Source organism: Salipaludibacillus aurantiacus (assembly GCF_900111295.1).
Taxonomy (GTDB): domain Bacteria; phylum Bacillota; class Bacilli; order Bacillales; family Salisediminibacteriaceae; genus Salipaludibacillus; species Salipaludibacillus aurantiacus.
The window spans coordinates 1-21,119 of record NZ_FOGT01000014.1 but is presented as its reverse complement, the minus strand read 5'-3'; the positions used below and the strand labels follow the sequence as shown (position 1 = coordinate 21,119).

Here is a 21,119-nt window from a genome sequence, read left to right as displayed (position 1 = left end):
AAGAACGTTTGAAAAATGCTATAACGGTTCTTTCACCGGTGTTTCTTCCCCCTATTTGTTTAACCGCCGGAAATCCAGCTCCGGAACTCGGTTGATTTACAAAGCAGCTTTTATAATCTTTAACATCCCTCTCATTGCTGCCGTGTGCCCCGCTCCGTTTATTTGATTCGTGGTCCCAGTAAAGTATAAATCTGTCTCAGGGTGATACCAGGCAAACGATCCGGTTTGGCCCCAGAAACCCACAATTTCACTTATCGGTTTGAACGGAGAGATGAATCGTGGAGTAAACAATTTTTCCAGCCCTAAACCATAGAAAAATAGACTCGGCGGAGGTAAAATGAGATTCCACTTTTTGAGGTGTTCGATATTCTCTTCAGGAAAAAACTGGCCCTTAAAAAAGTTTTTTATAAAAAGCATGGATTCCTCCGCGGTTGACACAATCCCGCCTTCAGCTGTGATGGATGCCATGTAATTCGGGACCCACAATTCTTTCGATTTATAGTAAAACGGCACGGGGGCAGTGTCAGAAGTGTCTTTATAGGCGTATGTGTGCTCCAATTGAAGCTCATCAAAAAGATACTCCTTAAAAACGTCACCAATTTGCTTTTCAGTAATGACTTCAATGATTCTCCCCAGCAGCTGGTAGTTCGTATCGGAATACGCTGCTTTTCCATTTTTCCCGGGAGGAAATTTAGGGGTAAGCTCTTTAACATAAGTAACTGTTTCTTCCAGTTCCATGGAGATATCCTTTCCTTCTAGCAGTTTGGAAGCAAAGGTGCTGCCGTCAGGTTGTTTGTGAAAAAAATAGTCTGGGAGTCCAGATGTATTGGAAATCAGATGTTTAACAGTGATAGCCTGAGAATAGTCAACTTCCTTTAATACGTGCAGCCCCTTCATGTATTCTTCAGGCAAATACCGTTCAATAGGATCATCGAGCTGCAATCTTCCTTCCTCAATAAGCCGCATCACAACTGATGTCACATACAGTTTAGTCACACTTGCAATAAAATACCGGCTATCCTTCTGCATAACGCCGGCTGCCCCCGTCCATGAGAAACTGTTGTCCCCCTTTTCGACGCACAGCACCGCGCTGTACACACCCTTTTTATTAGCAATACCATTTAACACATTATTAAGTAATGCCTCATTAATTGCGGCCACTCCTGTCAACCTCCTAGTGGGACTATTTTGTTTTAAAAAAGGCAGGGATCCCCCTCATATATTTATTTTTATAGTTCGGCAGGTAAGCTTGTTTCCCCTGCATATTTAAAAGCATACCCTTTTAATATTTAGGCTCTGTTAAAGTAAATGTTGATTTTAAGTAAAAGAACCTTTTATATACAAATTCTGATAATGATTTAATTGAAAATTCCACTGATAACCTCCTGCTTATGCTTATCCAAAAATATGCATCATCTCATACGATGTATTAAAGCGATTAAAAAGGAGGTGATTACTATGGGAATAAGAACGCCAAACACGACTCTTACAACGGGAACTCTATTTCGAAACGAAGAGACCGATTTGGTCTTTATTTCACTCTTTAATCAAGACCCTGCACAGACGCATACCGTAACCGTTTCGGTGTTAGATTGGCAAAATACGTGTGACCCAACGGAGTTCAATAAATTTGCTTATCTATGCGGAGAATTATTTATTCCGCCAAGTGGAAATGGTTCTTCCGCAGGTACACTTCAAAACAACAATAACGGAGACTATACGCCTCCAGTGGATGATCCGCCAATTACAACACCGTTTACATTCGCCATCCCGCCGCTCAGTCATCTTGTGATTCATGCAACACCATCCGACCCGATTGCCCCTGCCCCGCCTGCTCCATTGTATGAAGTAAGGGTAAGGGTGCCAGTTGTCCCAACCGACCCTATTATCCCTCCCAACCCTATTTTCCCGGTTGTTGTGAATACATGGGGGATTAGTTTTGCCGGGGTCATTCAAACAGGGAATACTGTTTTGCAGCATCAGCTTGTACAGTCCTTTGATATTACGTAACGGTTGCTTCTTAGCAACCGTTTTTTCTGATTTTAAGTACCTTCTATAACAACTTAGATACTGAATTGTGGCAGAGGTAAACTCTTCTAACCCTTTTTCCTTCGCATATGTTTTAAACGCTCTCTAAACATCTGTAACGAGCACATTTTCAGATAATAGTTTAAGACCGATCATCCTATCAACTTTCCTTAATACCTCGATTAAAGACAATTAGATGAAGATATAATTAAAAACCAACAATTAAATTTACCAGAGCCAATAGTTAAAAGGCTGCGCCTATCATCATTTTCGTAATTAAACAAAATTTTCAAATTTTTTGGTGGATTTCATTGAATTAAAGAATATTTTATGTAATACTGAACCTGATTGGTAAATATTTCTTAAAAAGGAGTGATAAGGGCATGATTAAGAAATGGCTAATAGGAATCACTAGTGTGGCGTTTGTGAGTTTAGGAGGCATGGCTGCCGTAACGGCTGACCATGAGGAAGGAACGATCAACTGCAGCAATTTTGAAACGGGTGAAGAAGTTTATGAGTTTTGGACTTCTCACGGCTATCACTCTGAGAATGACCCTGAAAGATTGGACGGAGACAGTGATGGTGTCCCTTGTGAGAGTTTAACCTCAAGCATGGAAAGTGAATTTTTAGCCTATGAAGCTGATCAACAGTCAACTTCTGAGGAAGAGACAACTGAAGAGGAAGCTACGGAGGAAGAAGCTACTGAAGAGGAAGCCACCGAAGAAGACGCTACTGATGAAGAGGCCATTGAAGAAGCAGCTACTGAAGAAGCAGCTACTGAAGAAGAGGCTGATGAAGATAGCGCCAATGAATCAGCGGCTGATTCAGAAGAAAGCTCAGATGAAGGAGATGCTCTTCCTGCCACGGCTACTTCATATCCGATGATGATCTTACTTAGTCTATTAACTGCAGGCGCTAGTGCGTTCATACTTATCCGCCGCAAAGTTGCGCAAGCTTAATTGTCATTATAGTAAGAATGAACTCTTATATTCTCTAACACTTTTAAAAGACGTATTGAATAGACACTATTCAATACGTCTTTTCATTTCCTCATACTATTTTCTAATGAATGAACTCACTTCCTTGGGGAAGGCACTTGGATTTCTCACCTTCGACCTTTGCAAATTAATGGACCCTTCCCTCTCCACAGTTACTCCAATATCGGCGGGCTGATGGCAACGAAGTTAGGGTCAGCCCCCACCCCCGATGTCTCAATCACCTTATTGTCAGCCGTGCTTATGACTGTAACAGAATTGGCATTTGCATTCGTAATATATACACGCGTTCCATCAGGTGTGACTGCCGCGCCTATTGGCCCGTCTAAAACTGGTATCGTATCTACAGGCTGATTGTTTACCGTATCGATCACCGTTACCGTATCGTCTCTGAAATTTGTAACATATGCCCTCGTACCATCAGTTGTCATCGCAATCTGCCTTGGATCAAATCCCACCGGTATTGGCGGGCCTGTCACCGTATTGTCGTCAAGCTGGATCACCGATACAGTTTCATCCCCACTGTTTATGACGTAAGCCCGAGTGCCATCAGGAGTGATGGCTATACCTGCCGGGAAGGTGCCAACCGTCACACTGTCAACGACCGTATTTGTTTCGGTGTCGATCACGGAAACAAAATCGTCGCCAAAATGTGACACATATACGCGTGTGCCATCCGGAGTGACGGCTATACTATTTGGACCATCCCTGACCGGTATTTTATCACTTACCGTATTTTCTTCTGTATCAATCACAGCCACCGCATCTTCCCCAATCAATACGGCGTATGCTCGTGTGCCGTCAGGTGTAATCACCAGCTCGCCGGGAAAAAAGCCGATTGGTATGGTGTCAATGACGGTGTTTGTTGCGGTACTGATCACATTGACCGTGCCATTTACAATTGTGGTCACAAACACCCTTAAGCCATCCGGTGTGACCGCTGCACCATATGGACCATCGTCAACTTCAATGATGCCAATGAGCGCATTATTTGCGGTATTAAACACGTACACATTACCGCTGCCAAGGTTTGTGACATACGCCCGGGCCGTTACTCCAGTTAATCCCATCATATTCATCTCCTTTTTTATCCTTACTTTAAGAGATGATGAAACCCGCGTTTTTGAACCAGGCAAATGTTGAGGGTCACTGACCAAACGACTTCGGCTTCATATACTATCCTTACTCAGCATTTGAGAGGTAGGTGATACCCGCATGGAGAAAAGGCCGCTGATCGGCATTATGGTTAGGAAGAGAAAACAGCGGAGAAAGATAGTGAAGATATATCACCACTGTAAAGGGGATTTAACTATCCAGCTTTTCGCATTCACTCCGAAGGATATCGATTGGGAAAATAAGAGGATTGACGGCGGCTGCTTTAAAAACGGCCAATGGGTAACAGAAACCTTTCGTTTCCCGGATGTCGTATATAACCGCTGTTACCTGAAACAGGGGAAAACCCTTCAGCGTTTGGAAACATACATTGGGGAAAATAAATGCTTTAACTCCATTACGTATTTTAATAAATGGGAGGTTTATAAGCTGCTTTCCGGAACAAGCCTAAAAAAATACCTGCCGGACACCCTTTTATATGATCCGCAAGCATTAATGAAACAGCTGAAGAAAAACAGGCAGCTGATCTTAAAGCCGTGTTACGGGTTCCAGGGAAAACGTCTTTATTTACTGGAGCTCACGGAAGACAACCAATTTAAGATCTATCAGGACATGTTAAAACCAAGGTACATCCTTCGTGATGAGCAGTCATTTTTAGCCAAAATAGCTGAACTCACCAGCGGCAGGAAATATCTAATGCAGAAAAAAATAAATCTGGCAAAGGTTGAGGGGAAGCTTGCGGATATAAGACTACTCGTGCAGAAGAATAGACATGGTGTATGGAGTGTAACAAACGGCATCAGCAGAATCGCTTATTACAGCTTTTTTATTACGAACTGCAGTGAAAAAATAATGGAGATGGACACTGTTCTCAGCACCTTGTTTTGTGACGAGGCTGGGAAGAAATCCGCCACTGAGGATATTCACCGGATAGGCGTTGCGGCAAGCAAGGCCCTTGAGTCGGAGACAGGGCTGCTTGGTGAAACAGCCATTGACCTGGCAATAGATGAAGACGGCCGCATCTGGATCATTGAAATAAACGGAAAAATCCAAAAATCAATGTATCATCACATTGAAGATAAAGTAAGTGTTGATATAGACTCTGTGTATAAAAAGCCATTGGAATACGCTTATTACTTGTCTCAGCAATAAACCAACCGTTTTAATGTCTTCCCTGCCCCAGGGTTGCGGTGCCTGACTTCCGATGCAAATCACTGGGGGGGCAGGCACTGCAAACATTTCCGAAAGATGAATTAGGCCCTAAAACGTCCTTTTATCCATTCTTAATTGCGATGTGGGAATTGACAATATTGATTGAATCCCATTCTCCGAAAGAAAAAAGCGTTATCAGGTATTTTTTGGAAATACTTCAGATTAGTTTTGAGCCGAATTCAGCCTTTTTAATAATATATTTCTACAATGCTACCATACTACCTGTGTGGCCTCCCTGTACTTTTTAAAGGCTCTTATTTCACAGGTTATAAAGGATATTCTTTTTATCTAGAAAAGGAAATTTAATGGAACAAGGATTATGCCTGGGAACAACAACAGCAATATTAAGACAACAACGTGAGCGATTAAGAATGGCCATATACCTTTTACAATATCGACCATGCCAATCTTTCCGACCCCACATGCGACGTTCAATACGGTTCCAACCGGCGGTGTCAGGAGTCCAATACTGTTAGCCAAGATAAAGATAACTCCGAAATAAACCGGATTAATACCCGCTTCAAGCACGACAGGCATTAACAATGGTGTTAAGATCAGAATCATCGGCGTGACATCCATAACCGTCCCGACAACAATCACGATAACAATAATCAATGTAAGCAATAAAAGCGGGTTTTGAATAAACGGTCCCAAAAATTCAGTAATTACCCTCGGGATGTTTGCCACTGTAATTAACCACGCACAGTACAGGGCTGCCGCCGCAAGGAACAAGACAATACTGGTCATTTTGGCAGCTACAAGGAATGCCGAATATAGATGTTTCAGTTTCAGCTCCTTGTAGATGAAAAATCCAACGAAAAAAGCATAAGCAACTGCAATGACAGCCGCCTCTGTAGGTGTAAATATTCCACCTCTTAACCCTACCACGATAATGACAGGGAGAAACAGTGCCCATAATGCATGACGGGATGATATAATCATCTCTTTCAAAGGTTTTTTCTCAAATGTCTGCACAGTTGTATCTTTTCTCATAATCAGCCACCAGGTGATGGTTAACATGACCGCCATCATGATCCCTGGGACAATCCCCGCGATAAATAACTGTGAAATGGAAACGCCGCCCGTAACTCCGAATAAAATCATAGAAACGCTCGGTGGAATCATCGGTGCGATTATACCTCCCGCTGCGATTAAACCTGATGACTTGTTTCGATCGTATCCTGCTTTCACCATCATAGGAATCAGGATGGCACCGAGAGCAGCAACGTCTGCAACGGCAGATCCCGACAGCCCTGCAAACAACAAACATGCCAGGATTGCTACATAACCCATGCCCCCTCTCACATGCCCGAACAATGTCATGCTGAAGTCAATAATTCTTTGTGATAACCCACCTTTGTTCATTAATTCCCCTGCCAGGATAAAAAAGGGAACTGCCATTAGTGGAAAGTTATTGACTCCGTTCAGAAGATTTTGCGACAGTAATTGAGTGCTGAACAAATCCATATAAATCATTAATGAAATACCGCTTAACAATAAGGAAAATGCAATAGGTACCCCGATTAATATAAAAAACATCAAAGCAACCAGAAAAATCACGAGAGTCATCTTTATCCCACCCTTAGTGTCTAATCATCACTTAAATCACGGGCTATCACTTTATCTAAATCTTCTTTTTTAATCAGAATTTTGTACAAATTGTATAAAATGAGGGTCCCCATTCCCAAACTGCCGGCGACCCCTGCGGAATGTACAATCCACATTGGCACTCCTGCAGCCGGTGAATATGAATTTATATTCGTAATTGCAGTTTTTAAACTTCCATCAAAGATCATTAAAATCACAAACAGCATCAGGAAACTGCTTAAGATATAAACGACTTTTTTCGTCTTTTGATTAAATTTCTTAAATAACACATCGACGTTTAAATGAGCATTCTCTTTAAACGCAAGTACAGCACCTAAAAAGATCAGCCATATTAATAAATACCTCGCCACTTCAGAGGACCACGTGATCCCGGAACTGAATAAATAACGCAGTACCACGTTTAAAAAAACCAGCACAAACATTACAAGTGCAATGCATGCAATCGTGACTTTGATGATTGTCTCCAAATAGCCAAACATTTTAATTACATTTTTCATGTAATCCTCTCCAGTAGGGACAAGCAGATTAACTCTATAGTTAAGATCCAGAGGACAGTTAAACTGCCCTCCATCTGATCTGCTCACCGTTCAAATTCTTAATTTGCAACCGCTTCAAGTACCTCGTCGATAAGGTCTGGCCCAATTTCATCTCTGTACTGCTCATAAATCGGTGAAAGTGCATCAACAAAACCTTGTCGAGCTTCAGGCGTCAACTCTGTCATCGTCATATATTCGGCCATGATTTCGTGAGACTCAATGTTGTCCTCTTTTGCTAATTCCCTCTGATAGTCTCTTGCCTCATCTGAAGCTTCTTGCAGCGCAGCCTGTTCTTCATCTGTCAAATCATCCCAAAAGCTCTTACTGATCAAGAGAACTGTTGGACTGTAGATGTGCCCTGTGTCTGTAAAATATTCCTGTACCTCATGGAATTGATTATATCTCATGTTTGGATACGTACCTTCCTGACCATCTACGACTCCTGATTCCAAGGCTGAGAAGAGTTCAGTGAAGGCCATTGGTGTCGGGTTAGCTCCGAGCTGCTCCCAGGCGTCCAAATGAAGTGGCACCTCCATCAGTCGAATATCAAGTCCTTCGACATCTTCAACGCTGGTGACTTCTCTAACATTATTTGTGAGATAACGGAAGCCATTATCCCAATAACCTAGTCCGACCATATCGATCTCTTCCAAATCTTCCAGTAATCCCTCACCAACCGGCCCGTCAAGGACATCAAAAGCAACATCATCACTTTCAAACAGAAACGGGAGATCAAATACCGCAAAACGTGAGGACAACGAAGAAATCGGGCCTGTGGAAATACTGGCCGCTTCCAAAGTGCCTGCACGTAATCCATCCATCATTTCCATATCTCCGCCAAGCACACCATCCGTGTAATTCTCAACTACTACGGATCCACCTGTTTTCTCTTCTACAAGTTCACCGAAATAGTCAATTCCTACGCTCAACGGTTGTCCTGCTGCTGCCGTGCTTGCAAACTTAATCACTTTGGCATCTGGATTGGCTTCTGCTGCAGGCTCGTTATTGTCATTATTTTGACCGGCATTATTGTTCGCATCATTTTCTCCTGTATTGTTTACTGATTCGCCGGACGCATTCCCTTCTCCACTGTAATCTCCACAAGCCGCCAATAACACAGTTGTTGTTAACACCAAAGCAACAATCCAATTCCTCTTTACAGACCATTTCATTCTCGCCACGCTCCTTTATAATTTTTGCTCATAAAAACCATCAGCCAACTTTTGTAAAAACGTTTTTACAAAAAGCAAAACATGTCCATTAATTAACGTAAGAAAGCGCATACATCATGATGATCAGGGTAAGAGATTGAAGTACCCTTTCGAGTAACTGACAATCCAGCATAAAGCATCCCATCTTTTATAGATTCGTCAATTGAGTTTCCCTTTACCAAACTTGCGCAAAATACACCATTGAAACAATCGCCGGCTCCAGACGTATCAACAGCTTTCACACGAGGAGCCTCAAAATGTGAGGAGCTGTCTTTATTCGCGTACAAAACACCATCGGAGCCCATGGTCACAATCACATTCTTTACACCTTTATGAATCAGTTTTAAGGCAGCTGTTTTGATATCTTCCTTACTTGTGAAATGGCTAACGCCCGTTAAAATACTAAGCTCATTAAGATTAGGTGTCAGAAAATCAATAACAGGATAAAGGTGAGGATCGATTGGAAAAGCTGGTGCCGGATTGACGACAACCAATCCCTCTTGATCCTTCATACATTCAATCGATCTAACTGCCGTTTCCATGGGGATTTCGAATTGAATTAATAATAAGTCAACCTTCTTCAACGCATACAAGCTCTCTTCGACATCCTCTGGCGTTAACCGGTAATTTGCTTCAGGTGAAACAACGATGCTGTTTTCACCATGCTTATCCACAAGAATCTGAGCCATGCCAGTATTTACATCAGGCTTTTGCTGAATATAATCTGGACATATACCACAATCAGAAAAGTGAGTCTTCAGTCGATGACCTCTGTCGTCCATTCCGATTGCCCCTATGAAGGTTAATTCCTGCACTACCTCCTCAACACCTTGAAAAAACAAATTGGCCGCTAATATCTGGTTGGCTCCTTTTCCTCCGTGACTGTAGGTCACATTTGAACCAATCACCGTTTCGCCTGGCTTTGGTAACTCATCTACTTCTGTTATCATATCTAAATTGTAACTTCCTGCCACAACCATACGAGGCTTATTCAATGTCCTCACCGGCTACCCATTTCACAACATTGATCCAGAATGTATTGTAATACTGCCAGTTAATAAACTCAGGTGGTCCCCAGTGAGGTGCTAGGTCACTAGCAAAGGCCAGCGATCTCCCCTTCCCGAACGCCTTTGTTGAAATAAAGGCATAATCTCCGTGATGGGCCAAGGTTTCCGCATCTGCATCACTAAGAAGTTTGTTATACCCGAGGAAATGCGGCCAATCCCCTTGTATGCCTTTAAATACGGGATGATCAGGCTTGTCAATCTTGATATGAATCCCTTCCGGCGCTTCGTGTCTATCATCGTACGGAAGCATTGTAATGGGAAGAATTTCTTCCACAGCTGTATCTTTATACCTACCTTTGGCATCAATACCTTGGAAAGTAAGGTAACCACCTACCATGACAAAGCCGCCACCCCTGGACACATATTCTTTAATGAGATCGAGTCTGTTTACACTTAATTCGGATTTCGAAAACGTTTTGTTGCTGAGCAACAATGAATTACTGCCAATATCACTTAAAAATACCGCATCATACTGCTCCAATTCATCAAGAGATACCGGAAAATGATCTGGAGCCAAATGTCCCGGTATGTACTCCATCTCAATACCGCAACTTTTCATGGCCTCAGCGAACCAGTGAATCCCCTCCTCATATTCCGTATTCGTAAATGAATCAAATCCTTTCGTATGAATAATATGTTTGACCCAAGATTCCCCACAAAACAAAATCTTCATAAAACTACACCCTCTCTGACATAAATGATAGTGCTGACTGATCTAGCGATGAAAGTATACAGTCGTTTACTTAACTTGATTCATTCCATCACTCCCTTCATTTTTACGCAACGATTTATGAACTGTTTGAATTAAGCGGTTAGTTTATTTTTTTAACGGATCCTCGGTAAATGAGACTGACACCTAAATTCACTTTACGGGATTGCTCCGTTTGAACAAATCCATTTTCGATTTCCTCAATGAGCATCTCCGTGGCCCGAACACCCATTACGCTGGTTGGACGATCCACAACTGTAATGCCCGGCTGGTTGAACGCTGCCAAATCATGGTCATCAAAACCGACTAACGAGATATCTTTCCCTACTTCAAGGCCCTGTTCCCGTATGGCCTTAATAGCACCAATACAGATAAGGTTGTTACACGCAACAATGGCCGTTGGAGGGTCTTCCTGCTTTAACAATTCTTTTGTATGAGAATAGCCATCTTCCTCAAACCAGTTACCCATTTTGATATAGGAATCTTTCGTTTCAATTTGATTATCCTTCATGGCACACAGAAAGCCTTCAAAGCGATCCACGCCGTCGTTATAGTCCATTAATCCATTAATAATGGCAATATCCCTGTGACCATTTTCAATTAAATGATTCGTCAGCTGATAGGTTCCGGAGAAGTTGTCAATCACCACTCCTTGCTTTCCTGTGTCTTCAAAGTAGCGGTCCACAAGCACCGTAGGTTTTTTTATTTTTTGGTAAAACGCTTTATCAACATGGGATCCAATTAAAATGATCCCATCAATGTATTTTGTAAGAATAGTATTGTAATAATTGTTTTCTTCCTTTGCATCGTCGTTTGTAATGAGTATGAGGGTCACATAACCCTTTTTCTTAGCGATTTCTTCAGCACCTTTCACGACTGCTGCATAGAACGGGTTCATGATTTCCGGTATCACTACACCAAGAATATTACTTTTCTTTTTTACCATGGATACCGCGAGATTATTCGGTACATAGTTCATAGATTTAATGACTTCCATTACTTTTTTCCGAGTGTCGGGATCAACTCGATCCTTTCCATTCAAGACTCTGGAAACCGTTGACACGGATACTTCAGCATTTTTTGCCACATCTTTTATCGTGATCCCCATTGTTATCACCTATTTAATATGAATTTTGTAAAAACGTTTTTACAAATATGAAAAAAAAGTCGAAATACAGTGAATAAAATCGTTTTTACAAGAATAATGATACCATAAATATTCAGAAAAGTGTAACAATTATTTGTTAGAAATATTTGCCTCTCTGCTGCATGAATTGAAAATCATCTTAAGAACAATGCCCCATAAAGTAAAGACAAGCCGATGACAAAGGCGGGATGCATCTTCACTCTCTCCAACAATACAAAACTTCCAGCCAGCAGGAATGATGCATGCTGCCAGCCGATGGAGGCATAAGCATTTTCCACGAATTGCCCTGCTAATAAAGCCATAAGTACGAATACAGAAGGTTTTACGATAGCAGACACTTTTTTCACTTTAGGAGAATCTTTGTATTTTTCAATGACTTTCAGCAAAAAAATCATGACCATAAGCGAAGGGGCAACTGTTGCAAAAAGAGCAATAATCGAGCCGGCAATCCCCGCCACTTCGTATCCGATAATGCCCGCCATTTTCGTAGCAATCGGACCAGGCAGTGCATTCCCTATGGCCAAAAGCTCCCCGAATTCTTCAATGGACATCCAGCCATATCTTGTCACTACTTCATGTTCAATTAATGGAATGGTGGCAGGCCCACCACCGTATCCGACGATTCCCGGAATGAAAAAAGCCAGGAACACCTCCCAGTACATACTCATATCCGTCCCACCTTGTACTCATTATTTTTTCATCAGCGCAAACAGAATCAGTGTTCCAATAATGACTGCAGGATGGATATTCATCACTACGATCACTAGTAGGCTGATCAAAATCAGAATAATTGTTTGCAGCACCCCGTTGGATAACGTCGATTGCCTGAAAAAAGAATATGCCAACATGACGAGCATGACACCTACTACGGGAATAACCGCTTTTGTCATGCCATTAACCCATGCAATATCCTGGGCGTTGGAAAGGGTTGTGACCAAAATAATCATAATAAAGACCGTTGGCATGACTGTCGCAAAGAGCGCAACCAATAACCCTGAAGTTCCATAAACCCTGTAGCCAATGTATCCCGCCATCTTTGTAATAATTGGTCCTGGAAGGGTATTTCCCAAAGCCAGTAAATCACTGAATTCCTCATCATTCATCCATTTGTATGTGATCACCGCTTCCCTTCTAACCAAAGGGATAGATGCCGGCCCTCCGCCGTACCCCAATATACCAGCCCGAAAAAATCCGGCAAAAAGTTGCCACAATACGCTGTCCTTCACTTTAATCCCTCTCTCCAATGGCAAAATTCAATGATTTCCTTTCCAATAAGTGAGAAAAAATGATACTGTTAAATTAATCAAATGGTCATCACTAATTCAGAGGTGTGGTAAAAAAATGAACTTAAATGACAATGACCTTAAAATGTTAAATATATTAAGCGAAAACGGCCGGATTTCGTACGTTGACCTTGCAGAAGAAATCGGCCTTTCCCGGGTCGCAATAAGAGAACGTATTAAACAGATGGAAGAAGCCGGTATCATAGAAAAATTCAGCGTGGTTATTAATTCCGAGAAAGTCGGTAAAACGGTCTCCGCCTTTTTTGAGGTAGATTGCGAACCTACTTCACTTGTGGACGTGGCTGAAAAACTGGCTGAAAACTCAAAAGTGGCAAGCTGCTATCAAATGACTGGCCCCAGCACACTTCATATGCATGTTCTAGTGAGCGATTTCAACGAACTCGAACATTTCATCAACTTTGAGTTATACGAACTCGAAGGCATTACGCGGGTGGAAAGTCATATACTGTTGCGACGATTTAAAAGCAGAACAGGCCTGAAGCTGTAAATACCCATCAGTATATTCCGGCAACGCCGTCCGTACGAGGGTCCGTGCCTCCGATGAGCAAGCCGGTTTCAGAATCCCGCCAAATAATTTGCCCTCTACCAAACTCGTCATGATTATTCATCCGTATAATTTCATGGCCCCGTCTTTCCAGTTCATATGACAGATCAACAGGAAATGTCGGGTCCACTTTCACCGTCTTTCCTCCCTCCCAGAGCCAGCGGGGAGCGTCAAGGGCAGACTGCGGGTTCAGCTTATAATCAATACTGTTCATGATGACTTGCAAATGTCCTTGAGGTTGCATAAAGCCCCCCATGACACCGAAAGGCCCCACAGCTTGAGCATTCTTCGTGACAAATCCCGGGATGATGGTGTGATATGTTTTTTTGCGAGGCTTCAGTACATTGGCATCTTGTTCACGGAGGGAGAAGTTATTCCCTCTATTTTGCATGCTGATGCCAGTCCCCGGGATCACAACCCCTGACCCGAATCCCATGTAATTGCTTTGAATGAACGAGACCATGTTTCCTTCCTGATCCGCCGTTGCCAAATAGACAGTTCCACCCTTTTTTGGGTTGCCATGTTTCGGTTCCTTGGCCTGATCTGAGATCACACTCCGACGTTCATCGGCATATTTTTCGGCCAACAATTCCTTTACTGAAACCTTCATTTCATCTTCTTGTGTCACATAGTGTAAGCCGTCTGAAAATGACATTTTCATCGCTTCAATTTGTTTATGATACGCTTCAACAGTCCCTATGTCCCTTTCAGAAAATGGAAACCCTTTCATAATATTCAAAGCCATTAACGAGATGATCCCTTGACCGTTAGGCGGAATTTCCCAAATATCATATCCCCGGTAGTTCACACTGATCGGATCAACCCACTCCGGCTCAAACGCCGCCAAATCCTCTCTGGAGAGAAAACCGCCATGACTTTGAACCGTATTCGCAATACGGGATGCCAAATCTCCCCTGTAAAATGATTCGGCATTCGTCCGTCCGATCTCTTCGAGGGTCTTAGCATGATCAGGCGACCCCCACAGATCCCCAGCTTCCGGCGCTTTCCCTTCAGGAGCAAATACCTTGAACCATTCCTCAAAGACGGATTTCGGCTCAAGTATTTGATACTCGTTATATGCTTTTTCCCAAAAGCGCGCCAAAGTCGGTGTAACTGCGAATCCCTCCCTGGCGTAACGAACGGCCGGCTCCAGTACCTCCGACAAGGATAACTTCCCAAATTGTTTAATCAGCTCTGCCCACGCTTTGGGCGCACCTGGTACAGTGATGGGCACTGCCCCGTATTTAGGCATCTCCTCAAACCCCAGATCCAGTACTTTTTCTCTTGTAAGAGTCTCCGGTGCGTAGCCGCTTGCATTTAAACCATGCAAGTGATCTTTTGTCCAGACCAACGCAAACGCATCTGAGCCAATCCCATTTGAAGTTGGTTCCACCACTGTCAAGCACGCGGCCGTTGCCACAGCCCCATCGATGGCATTACCACCTTTTTTCATCGTCTCAATACCGGCTTGAACCGCTAACGGTTGAGAAGTAGCAACCATTCCATTTTTTGCAAAAGCTGCATTGCGCATTGATGAATAAGGATACGTCTGAGCAGATGTAAAGTTCATCTTTTTCCCTCCAAATATATGTTGATTTACTCTTACGGAGCTACGTTCCAACCTTTTATTTTTAATTTATAAGATTTTTCTATTAATCAAATATTATCACAAATAGTCTTCTAAAATCCATATTTATTTTCATAAAGATTATTATTATACTTATTTAGTTTCATTATTGTTATATTTAGGAATATATGATTACTATTTGTATTAACCCAAAAAACTTCTAAACAAAAGGGCTATCATCGGAGATCTTTTATCCATATGTGCACTTCCACCGCTCTGGTGTGCAGCCCCTCGCCCGTCGCTCTGCTCCTTCCCCAAGCATCCGAAAAACAAACAACAAGCCCCCGTCTTTCCCTAGGGTAATGAAAAGACGGGGGCTTGAATAAGTTACCGGATTATTTTCCGGTGATACTCGGTAAAAAAGTAGTCAAGGGAGTAACTTTACTATTGAGTCTTATCTTTTTCATTGGAGCTTTAGCAATGTTTTTCGGATAATATAAGATTAAAATAGCCATATATAGAATATAATGCCATCGGTGTAGTTCCCGGGGCGTCACAGTGACAGTCGATTAATTAAGAGAGGCGCATTTGTTCACGTTTTAGTTTTATATTACTTTAGTGTTATAAGTTTTTATATCACCCCTATACGATAATTGATTCTTTTCTAAACTAATTATCCACATAAAGTGAGAGTATTAGAGTATTAGAAATGGCTGCACTCATAGGAGTACAACCGTTTATTGTATGGAATAATTTCTTGGATTTAACGTTATGCTATTGCGCTTTCTGCAGGGGGGACACTTTTACTGCATTATTCCCGTATGTTAATCTTCTCCATAGCCATTCCATCGGTCCAAACTGGAACCGCTTCATCCAAAAATAACTGTAGATGATTTGCAGGGAGTAGATCCCTAATGTAATTAAAATGCCTTCGAAAGGACCAATACTTCCGAATAAGCCAAGCCCGTAGCCGTAGAAAATAGTCGTGCAAAGGAGTGTCTGTATGAGATAGTTGGTCAGAGCCATCTGATCGACAGGCTGCAAAAATGTCGTTGCTTTTGCCAGACGTTCCTTGTTTTGGAGCAGTAACAAAATACTCATAACATAGAAAATACTAAGCGAAGGTCCACTGAGGAAAAGCCCTCCATACTTGACAAAATACCATGGAGAATTACCACCATCAATAAAAAGCTTTCCTAAGCTTGCAAGGATTAAGCCAAGCATACCCACCATTAACATTCTTTTTGCAATCCGACGGATTCTGTCCAGATTTCCTGCCGTATTCGTAAAAATTCCAGTTTTCCAAAAATACATTCCAAAGAAAAACATGGTTAGAATAACGCCGAAAAGAAAAATATTCCCGACAGCAATGATCGAAATGTCATTAATACGTTGCTGTAAAATTTCAACGAATGTACCTTGACTATACACCTCTGCGATCCGATTAACTTCGTTTTCCATCAGTGCCTGTTGCTCTGGAGTGGTCTCTATTTGGGCAAAGTACATCACAGAAGCCATAAGCATAAAGAAAGTGACAATAATACTCCAAGTAATGAAAGCTGCCCTTTTTAAAGAACGGGGCGATTTACCTTTCATGAAAAGCAAAATAAAGCCAAGAAGGGCATAGAACGTCAAAATATCCCCATACCAGAAAAAGAAAATATGAATAAGACCAAACATGAGGAGTATGAGAAGACGACGTTTAAAAAACTTCTTTACTGAATCCCTTTTTCTTCTCCACGTTCCATAAACAAGAGAAACCCAATACCGAATAACATTGAAAACATAGAAACGAATTTGACTTCTGCAAAAATAAAGATGAACCATGTACTTATGTTGTCGAGCAGATTGCCACTAAAAGAGCTCCCGACCATTTCCGCTTGAATGGCGGGTGTGGAAAAAAATCTCATGTTAACAAGTAAAATTCCAAAAAGTGCGAAAGCCCTAATAATATCAAGCGTTACAATTCGCTCATTTGCTGCAGTAGGAACAAAATGATGCTGTTTCGATTGCTGCATATTATTCCCCCCTCGAAATACATTTCAAGACAATTTTACCATGATTGGGTAAGGGCAAAAGGAGGAAATAAGTCATTTGTATGACAGAACATTAACTGTAAAAAGCCTGATACAACGCTTTTGGGAGCATTAACGTATTTGAAAACGAGGAAGATAAAATGGATGAGTTATATAAAGAATCTACTTGTTCCACAACACCAGTCTTTAAGGTTTTATTAACTAACCACATACGAAATATTATTTCGATTTCGCTATTCTACTGTCAGGGGCAGGCACTGTGAACATTCCCGACAAACGGGTAAGTCATCAAAACATCCCTTTATCCATTCCTATTTCCGATTATGGAATTAACGATATGGATTGAATCCCATTCGCCGAAAGAAAAAAGCGTTATCGGATATTTTTTTGGAAACAGTTCAGACTTAATTTGATCTGCCTTCATCCCTTTTTCATAAAGGTTTAATATATTTCCTTGAAGATCCTGTAAATAATCCAGCTTTTCTTTTAAAGCATCCCGGCCATTACCCAACCAACCCGCATGGCTGCAAAATACCTCATCAAAATCATACGTTAATATCTTTTCCAGCGAACTGATCATCACCGGCATGCTCTCTTCCTTAAGAACGACTTTTGTCTTCGTCTGACAATAAAGGTCTCCTGTAAAAAGCTGACCTGTTTCCTGGTTTAGATAGGCAAGATGATCGGCTGCATGACCAGGCGTTTTAACAGCACGCCATACGGCATTGTCTGAATGAAACGTCTCATTAGCCGGCTCCGCACGGAAGGGCTTCCGTTTTCCCCAGAACAGTTTCCTGTAGAGCGGATAATCCGCCTTTGTTTCGCAGTAAGGGATCATCATCCTGTCCATATAGACAGGCAGCTGATAGTCATTCTGTAAATACGCTGCGCACCCTGTATGGTCTTCATGATAGTGCGTGATAAGAACTTTCTTTATATCAAGTTTATTAAAAAAAGGCCTGAACAAATGCTGCAATGAGTTAGCGCCTGTATCAATTAAAATACCATCGGTGTAGAAGCTGTAGACATTAAGCTTTACATTTTGAAAAGCTACAGTGCCGCCACCTATCTGAACCCCATTTACCGTATCCTTAGCAAAACTCTTTTTCAATAACATAGCCTCTCCCCCGCGGTAGTTACTTTTTACAATAATACCACAGAATGAATGATTGTTCATTCAATTGCATTTTAGAAGTCTCTGTACCCTGGTTCCCGGTACGTATATTTAATACGTCTTAGCAAGCTGTTCACTGGCCCGCATCAAAGTCGCATGAGGATGGTCAAAAAGCTGATCATCATTCTTTTCATCCAGATGGCCTTAGTTCCTTTAGGAATTTTCTTGCAAAACATGAAGTCAAGCAAGTGGCCGTGTATCCAGATATGTGGAAGAAAAAAAGATACCCATCTATTATCCATTATTAATGATAGATAGATATCTTTCAGCATCTTCAATTATCCAAACGTTTTTGTATTTTGTTCCAATGTCTTTTTACTTGGTTTTCCATTAAATTAATAGTAGTTGTTTCTCTCTCAAACACTCTTTGAGCATTTGCTACATAAGTTAAGAAATTGCCATGCCCCTTTGAATACTTACCTAAATGAGTATATTGACAATATAAACTTTTTCTTTGAGCCTTTTGTTTATATTTAGTAGTTAGCCTATTACAAATCCTCACTTTCTTATATGCCCTGCTATAAAATTTAAATAAGCTTTTTTCTCTTATGCGAACATTTATTCCGTCAAAGCTAAACCCAAGATAGTCTAATTTAGCTAATTTATCATTTTCATTATAAATTTTTTTGTTTCTATAAAATAGCCTTTCTGTTTTTTCTTCTTGAATTTGTAATCTAGGAATTTTATTTTTTAGATCTCCAATAAATTTATGATGGGCTTCATAATTCCCTTTTGTATCAAACTCATCAATGGGTATAACTACAATTAAATCATCACTATACCTTCTATACATTCCATTAAATTTCTTAACATATTCATTTAATTCCCGATCAAATTCTATGAGATAGATATTAGAACACACAGAGCTTATTCCTGCACCTTGAGGTATACCATAACCTTTTTTATTTTTTTGGACATTGTCCTTTTTAAATGTTCTATATTCATTTTTTGTAAAATACCTTGGTAAACTGCAGATTTCTTCTTTCGAATATTTTTTCCTAAGTTCTTCTTCAATTTTTATTTTGTCTATCCAACTAAATTTAGTAATATTTTTAAATACACTATAAAAATCAGGAGGTAAAGAGTCTATCTTTAATGTGTTCTTTATTTGTTCTTTTAAATAGTGATGATCCAAATTATTAAAAAAATTTGTAAAGTCCGCAACAAATATGTATGCCTGTTTCTGTTGTGCAATAAAGTCGATTACTTCTTTAGCAAAGTGAATATTATTTTTCCCCTTGAAATTATTCCTATATGCTGTAGCGACATTATGAATGTTGTACTCCTTTGCAATAGAGTTATAATAACCATTTAAAATATCACCATAATATTTGTATATAAAACTATCAAGATGTGATGCGTAAAAAATCTCTCTTTCCTTAGATTTCCTCTTTTTTTGTCTTTTGTTATATTTCCGAAATGTAATCTTGAAATGAATAAATGGGAAAAAACCATGCTGGGCTACCCAAGATGGTTCAGTGATCAAATGTTTAACTTTTTGGAATGGTCTTCTATAATCAAAATGTTTATATTTTTTTAATCTATATTTTTTCTCGTTTAAATTTGAAGAGCTTACAAGAGTATATAATCGTGGCCTATTATTCTGATTCATAATATCAGTCACCCCTTGTAAGCATACGTTAATTCACCCAGAGAGATAGCACTCTCTAAGAAGACCACTTATTTCACTTGAGTATTATACTTTAGGAAGTATATTAGAGCATTGGATTACTACACTAGGAGGTGATGAATTCCTCATGCAGCTCTGCTTAACATTATTCGTGATGATGCTGATCGTGAATGTGGTAAACTGGACGATAACGCTTGACAGAAATTCACCAATTTCCCTCATATCCGTTTATATGAGACAACTGCAGCATACCATAAAATGATATATTTTCCAATTTATTAGTTTTTTTAATTTTTACTACTGAAATTTAAATGGAGGATTATATTCTTTTAAATAAAAACCGTTTGTCAGTCTAGCAACATGAACAGGTGGTCTTCTGTTAGAATCATCTTCAAAGTAATAGACAGGTTTATTATTTAAAAATCTGTTCCAAACTTCTTTTTTGCTAGTTTAATTCACTTTATCGCTACCTCAAGCAATAATAATTGTTTCAGCACTTTAGACAGCTTTTCCAATATAATTTTGTTTCCCAATTAATTATTAGATTCGGGGCGTCACTGTCACTTTTCTAAGTCTTTTTTATTTACCCTTTGAGGTATTTTAATCCTTCATTAGCTATCTTCTTACCTAATTCTTTATTTTTAACACCAACAGTAATTCCACCAACAACTGCTACTGTTCCTAATGCACCAAATGCTAACTTAGACAACCAAGCTCTTTGTTTTTCAGTTTCTCTTTCCACTCTATCTAAAATATCTGTAATTTCCTGTGTAATTAATTTTAATATCTCAATATCTTCTTCTTTTTCATATCTTTTATTTAATGCATCAATTCTTTTGTTAAATGTCTCCATTGTCTCTTTACCTAGATGTTGTGAAACTAAATTAATTAATGTATTAAATATATTAGGAAGATTATTTGACACAAATTTATAGAACTCCTGAATTAAGGCTTGATCTAATTCGTTCTCTTCGAACTTCGTTGTTATTAACTCTAATACTTCTGGCACTTTTTTTATATCCTTTTCTGTTAAATTACTTAAATCGTCTATACCTTGTTCTTCTAAAATATCTACTAGCTGCTTCTCCACTATTCATCCCTCCATTTAAGTACTAATAGTTATCATACTATTTTAATAATTAATGAGTATTGCATTAGGAAAGAGCCAGTTATGCGGACTTTTAAGCCACCAATTGCGGACAATAGAGCCACTCAGTGCGGAACTAAGAGCCAAGATA

At 40.3% G+C, this 21,119-nt stretch carries 20 protein-coding genes; 4 read left to right on the top strand and 16 right to left on the bottom strand.

The features are described 5' to 3' along the window. Nucleotides 1-96 precede the first annotated feature (96 nt). Complete coding sequence (locus BMW59_RS15425) at nt 97-1,161, bottom strand: serine hydrolase domain-containing protein (protein WP_218141995.1); 1,065 nt, start codon at nt 1,159-1,161, stop codon at nt 97-99. Nucleotides 1,162-1,458: 297 nt separating this feature from the next. Here BMW59_RS15425 and BMW59_RS15420 point away from each other — a divergent pair, with 297 nt between their 5' ends. Together BMW59_RS15420 and BMW59_RS15415 are read left to right on the top strand one after the other, a co-directional pair. Then, complete coding sequence (locus BMW59_RS15420) at nt 1,459-2,010, top strand: hypothetical protein (protein ID WP_093054122.1); 552 nt, start codon at nt 1,459-1,461, stop codon at nt 2,008-2,010. Between the two features lie 401 nt (nt 2,011-2,411). After that, a complete protein-coding gene (locus BMW59_RS15415) occupies nt 2,412-2,987 on the top strand; it encodes an excalibur calcium-binding domain-containing protein (RefSeq protein ID WP_093054120.1) in 576 nt (191 codons plus the stop codon). Between the two features lie 191 nt (nt 2,988-3,178). Here the strand turns inward: BMW59_RS15415 and BMW59_RS15410 are convergent, their stop codons facing one another. Next, a complete protein-coding gene (locus tag BMW59_RS15410; protein ID WP_177174378.1) occupies nt 3,179-4,093 on the bottom strand; it encodes a beta-propeller fold lactonase family protein in 915 nt (304 codons plus the stop codon). A gap of 145 nt (nt 4,094-4,238) precedes the next feature. On the opposite strand from BMW59_RS15410, the gene BMW59_RS15405 reads away from it, so the two are divergent. Further along, nucleotides 4,239-5,288 carry a YheC/YheD family endospore coat-associated protein gene (locus tag BMW59_RS15405; protein WP_093054116.1) on the top strand — a complete coding sequence of 350 codons (1,050 nt, stop codon included), beginning with the start codon at nt 4,239-4,241 and terminating at the stop codon, nt 5,286-5,288. A 348-nt stretch (nt 5,289-5,636) separates the two neighbouring features. Here the strand turns inward: BMW59_RS15405 and BMW59_RS15400 are convergent, their stop codons facing one another. The 8 genes from BMW59_RS15400 to BMW59_RS15365 form a co-directional block, all read right to left on the bottom strand. Beyond that, nucleotides 5,637-6,917 carry a TRAP transporter large permease gene (locus tag BMW59_RS15400; RefSeq protein WP_093054114.1) on the bottom strand — a complete coding sequence of 427 codons (1,281 nt, stop codon included), beginning with the start codon at nt 6,915-6,917 and terminating at the stop codon, nt 5,637-5,639. A 20-nt stretch (nt 6,918-6,937) separates the two neighbouring features. Beyond that, entirely contained in the window at nt 6,938-7,540 is a 603-nt protein-coding gene (locus BMW59_RS15395; RefSeq protein WP_177174377.1) for a TRAP transporter small permease, read from the bottom strand. An 11-nt stretch (nt 7,541-7,551) separates the two neighbouring features. Beyond that, complete coding sequence (locus tag BMW59_RS15390; RefSeq protein WP_093054110.1) at nt 7,552-8,664, bottom strand: DctP family TRAP transporter solute-binding subunit; 1,113 nt, start codon at nt 8,662-8,664, stop codon at nt 7,552-7,554. A gap of 92 nt (nt 8,665-8,756) precedes the next feature. Then, the gene (locus tag BMW59_RS15385) at nt 8,757-9,683 is read right to left on the bottom strand and encodes a ribokinase (protein ID WP_177174376.1); all 927 of its coding nucleotides are present in this window, start codon (nt 9,681-9,683) and stop codon (nt 8,757-8,759) included. 7 nt (nt 9,684-9,690) lie between these two features. Continuing rightward, entirely contained in the window at nt 9,691-10,443 is a 753-nt protein-coding gene (locus BMW59_RS15380) for a glutamine amidotransferase (protein WP_093054105.1), read from the bottom strand. A 139-nt stretch (nt 10,444-10,582) separates the two neighbouring features. Next, on the bottom strand, nt 10,583-11,587 hold the full coding sequence (locus BMW59_RS15375) for a LacI family DNA-binding transcriptional regulator (protein WP_093054103.1): 1,005 nt from the start codon (nt 11,585-11,587) through the stop codon (nt 10,583-10,585). Between the two features lie 173 nt (nt 11,588-11,760). After that, nucleotides 11,761-12,294, bottom strand: coding sequence for a chromate transporter (locus BMW59_RS15370; RefSeq protein ID WP_093054101.1), 534 nt, complete (start codon nt 12,292-12,294; stop codon nt 11,761-11,763). Between the two features lie 21 nt (nt 12,295-12,315). Then, entirely contained in the window at nt 12,316-12,837 is a 522-nt protein-coding gene (locus tag BMW59_RS15365; protein WP_093054284.1) for a chromate transporter, read from the bottom strand. Nucleotides 12,838-12,967: 130 nt separating this feature from the next. Here BMW59_RS15365 and BMW59_RS15360 point away from each other — a divergent pair, with 130 nt between their 5' ends. Continuing rightward, nucleotides 12,968-13,417 carry an Lrp/AsnC family transcriptional regulator gene (locus BMW59_RS15360; protein ID WP_093054099.1) on the top strand — a complete coding sequence of 150 codons (450 nt, stop codon included), beginning with the start codon at nt 12,968-12,970 and terminating at the stop codon, nt 13,415-13,417. A gap of 7 nt (nt 13,418-13,424) precedes the next feature. Here the strand turns inward: BMW59_RS15360 and ggt are convergent, their stop codons facing one another. From ggt to BMW59_RS15330, 6 genes are all read right to left on the bottom strand, one after another. Continuing rightward, on the bottom strand, nt 13,425-15,044 hold the full coding sequence (gene ggt / locus BMW59_RS15355; RefSeq protein WP_093054097.1) for a gamma-glutamyltransferase: 1,620 nt from the start codon (nt 15,042-15,044) through the stop codon (nt 13,425-13,427). Between the two features lie 771 nt (nt 15,045-15,815). Next, nucleotides 15,816-16,721, bottom strand: coding sequence for a DUF418 domain-containing protein (locus BMW59_RS15350; RefSeq protein WP_177174375.1), 906 nt, complete (start codon nt 16,719-16,721; stop codon nt 15,816-15,818). A gap of 35 nt (nt 16,722-16,756) precedes the next feature. Next, nucleotides 16,757-17,059, bottom strand: coding sequence for a DUF418 domain-containing protein (locus BMW59_RS21425; RefSeq protein WP_143051247.1), 303 nt, complete (start codon nt 17,057-17,059; stop codon nt 16,757-16,759). A 319-nt stretch (nt 17,060-17,378) separates the two neighbouring features. Next, entirely contained in the window at nt 17,379-18,194 is an 816-nt protein-coding gene (locus BMW59_RS15345; protein WP_093054093.1) for an MBL fold metallo-hydrolase, read from the bottom strand. A gap of 331 nt (nt 18,195-18,525) precedes the next feature. After that, nucleotides 18,526-19,863, bottom strand: a complete 1,338-nt coding sequence (locus BMW59_RS15335; protein WP_093054089.1) for an RNA-dependent RNA polymerase family protein — start codon at nt 19,861-19,863, stop codon at nt 18,526-18,528. A 601-nt stretch (nt 19,864-20,464) separates the two neighbouring features. Next, the gene (locus BMW59_RS15330; protein ID WP_093054087.1) at nt 20,465-20,971 is read right to left on the bottom strand and encodes a hypothetical protein; all 507 of its coding nucleotides are present in this window, start codon (nt 20,969-20,971) and stop codon (nt 20,465-20,467) included. Nucleotides 20,972-21,119 lie beyond the last annotated feature (148 nt).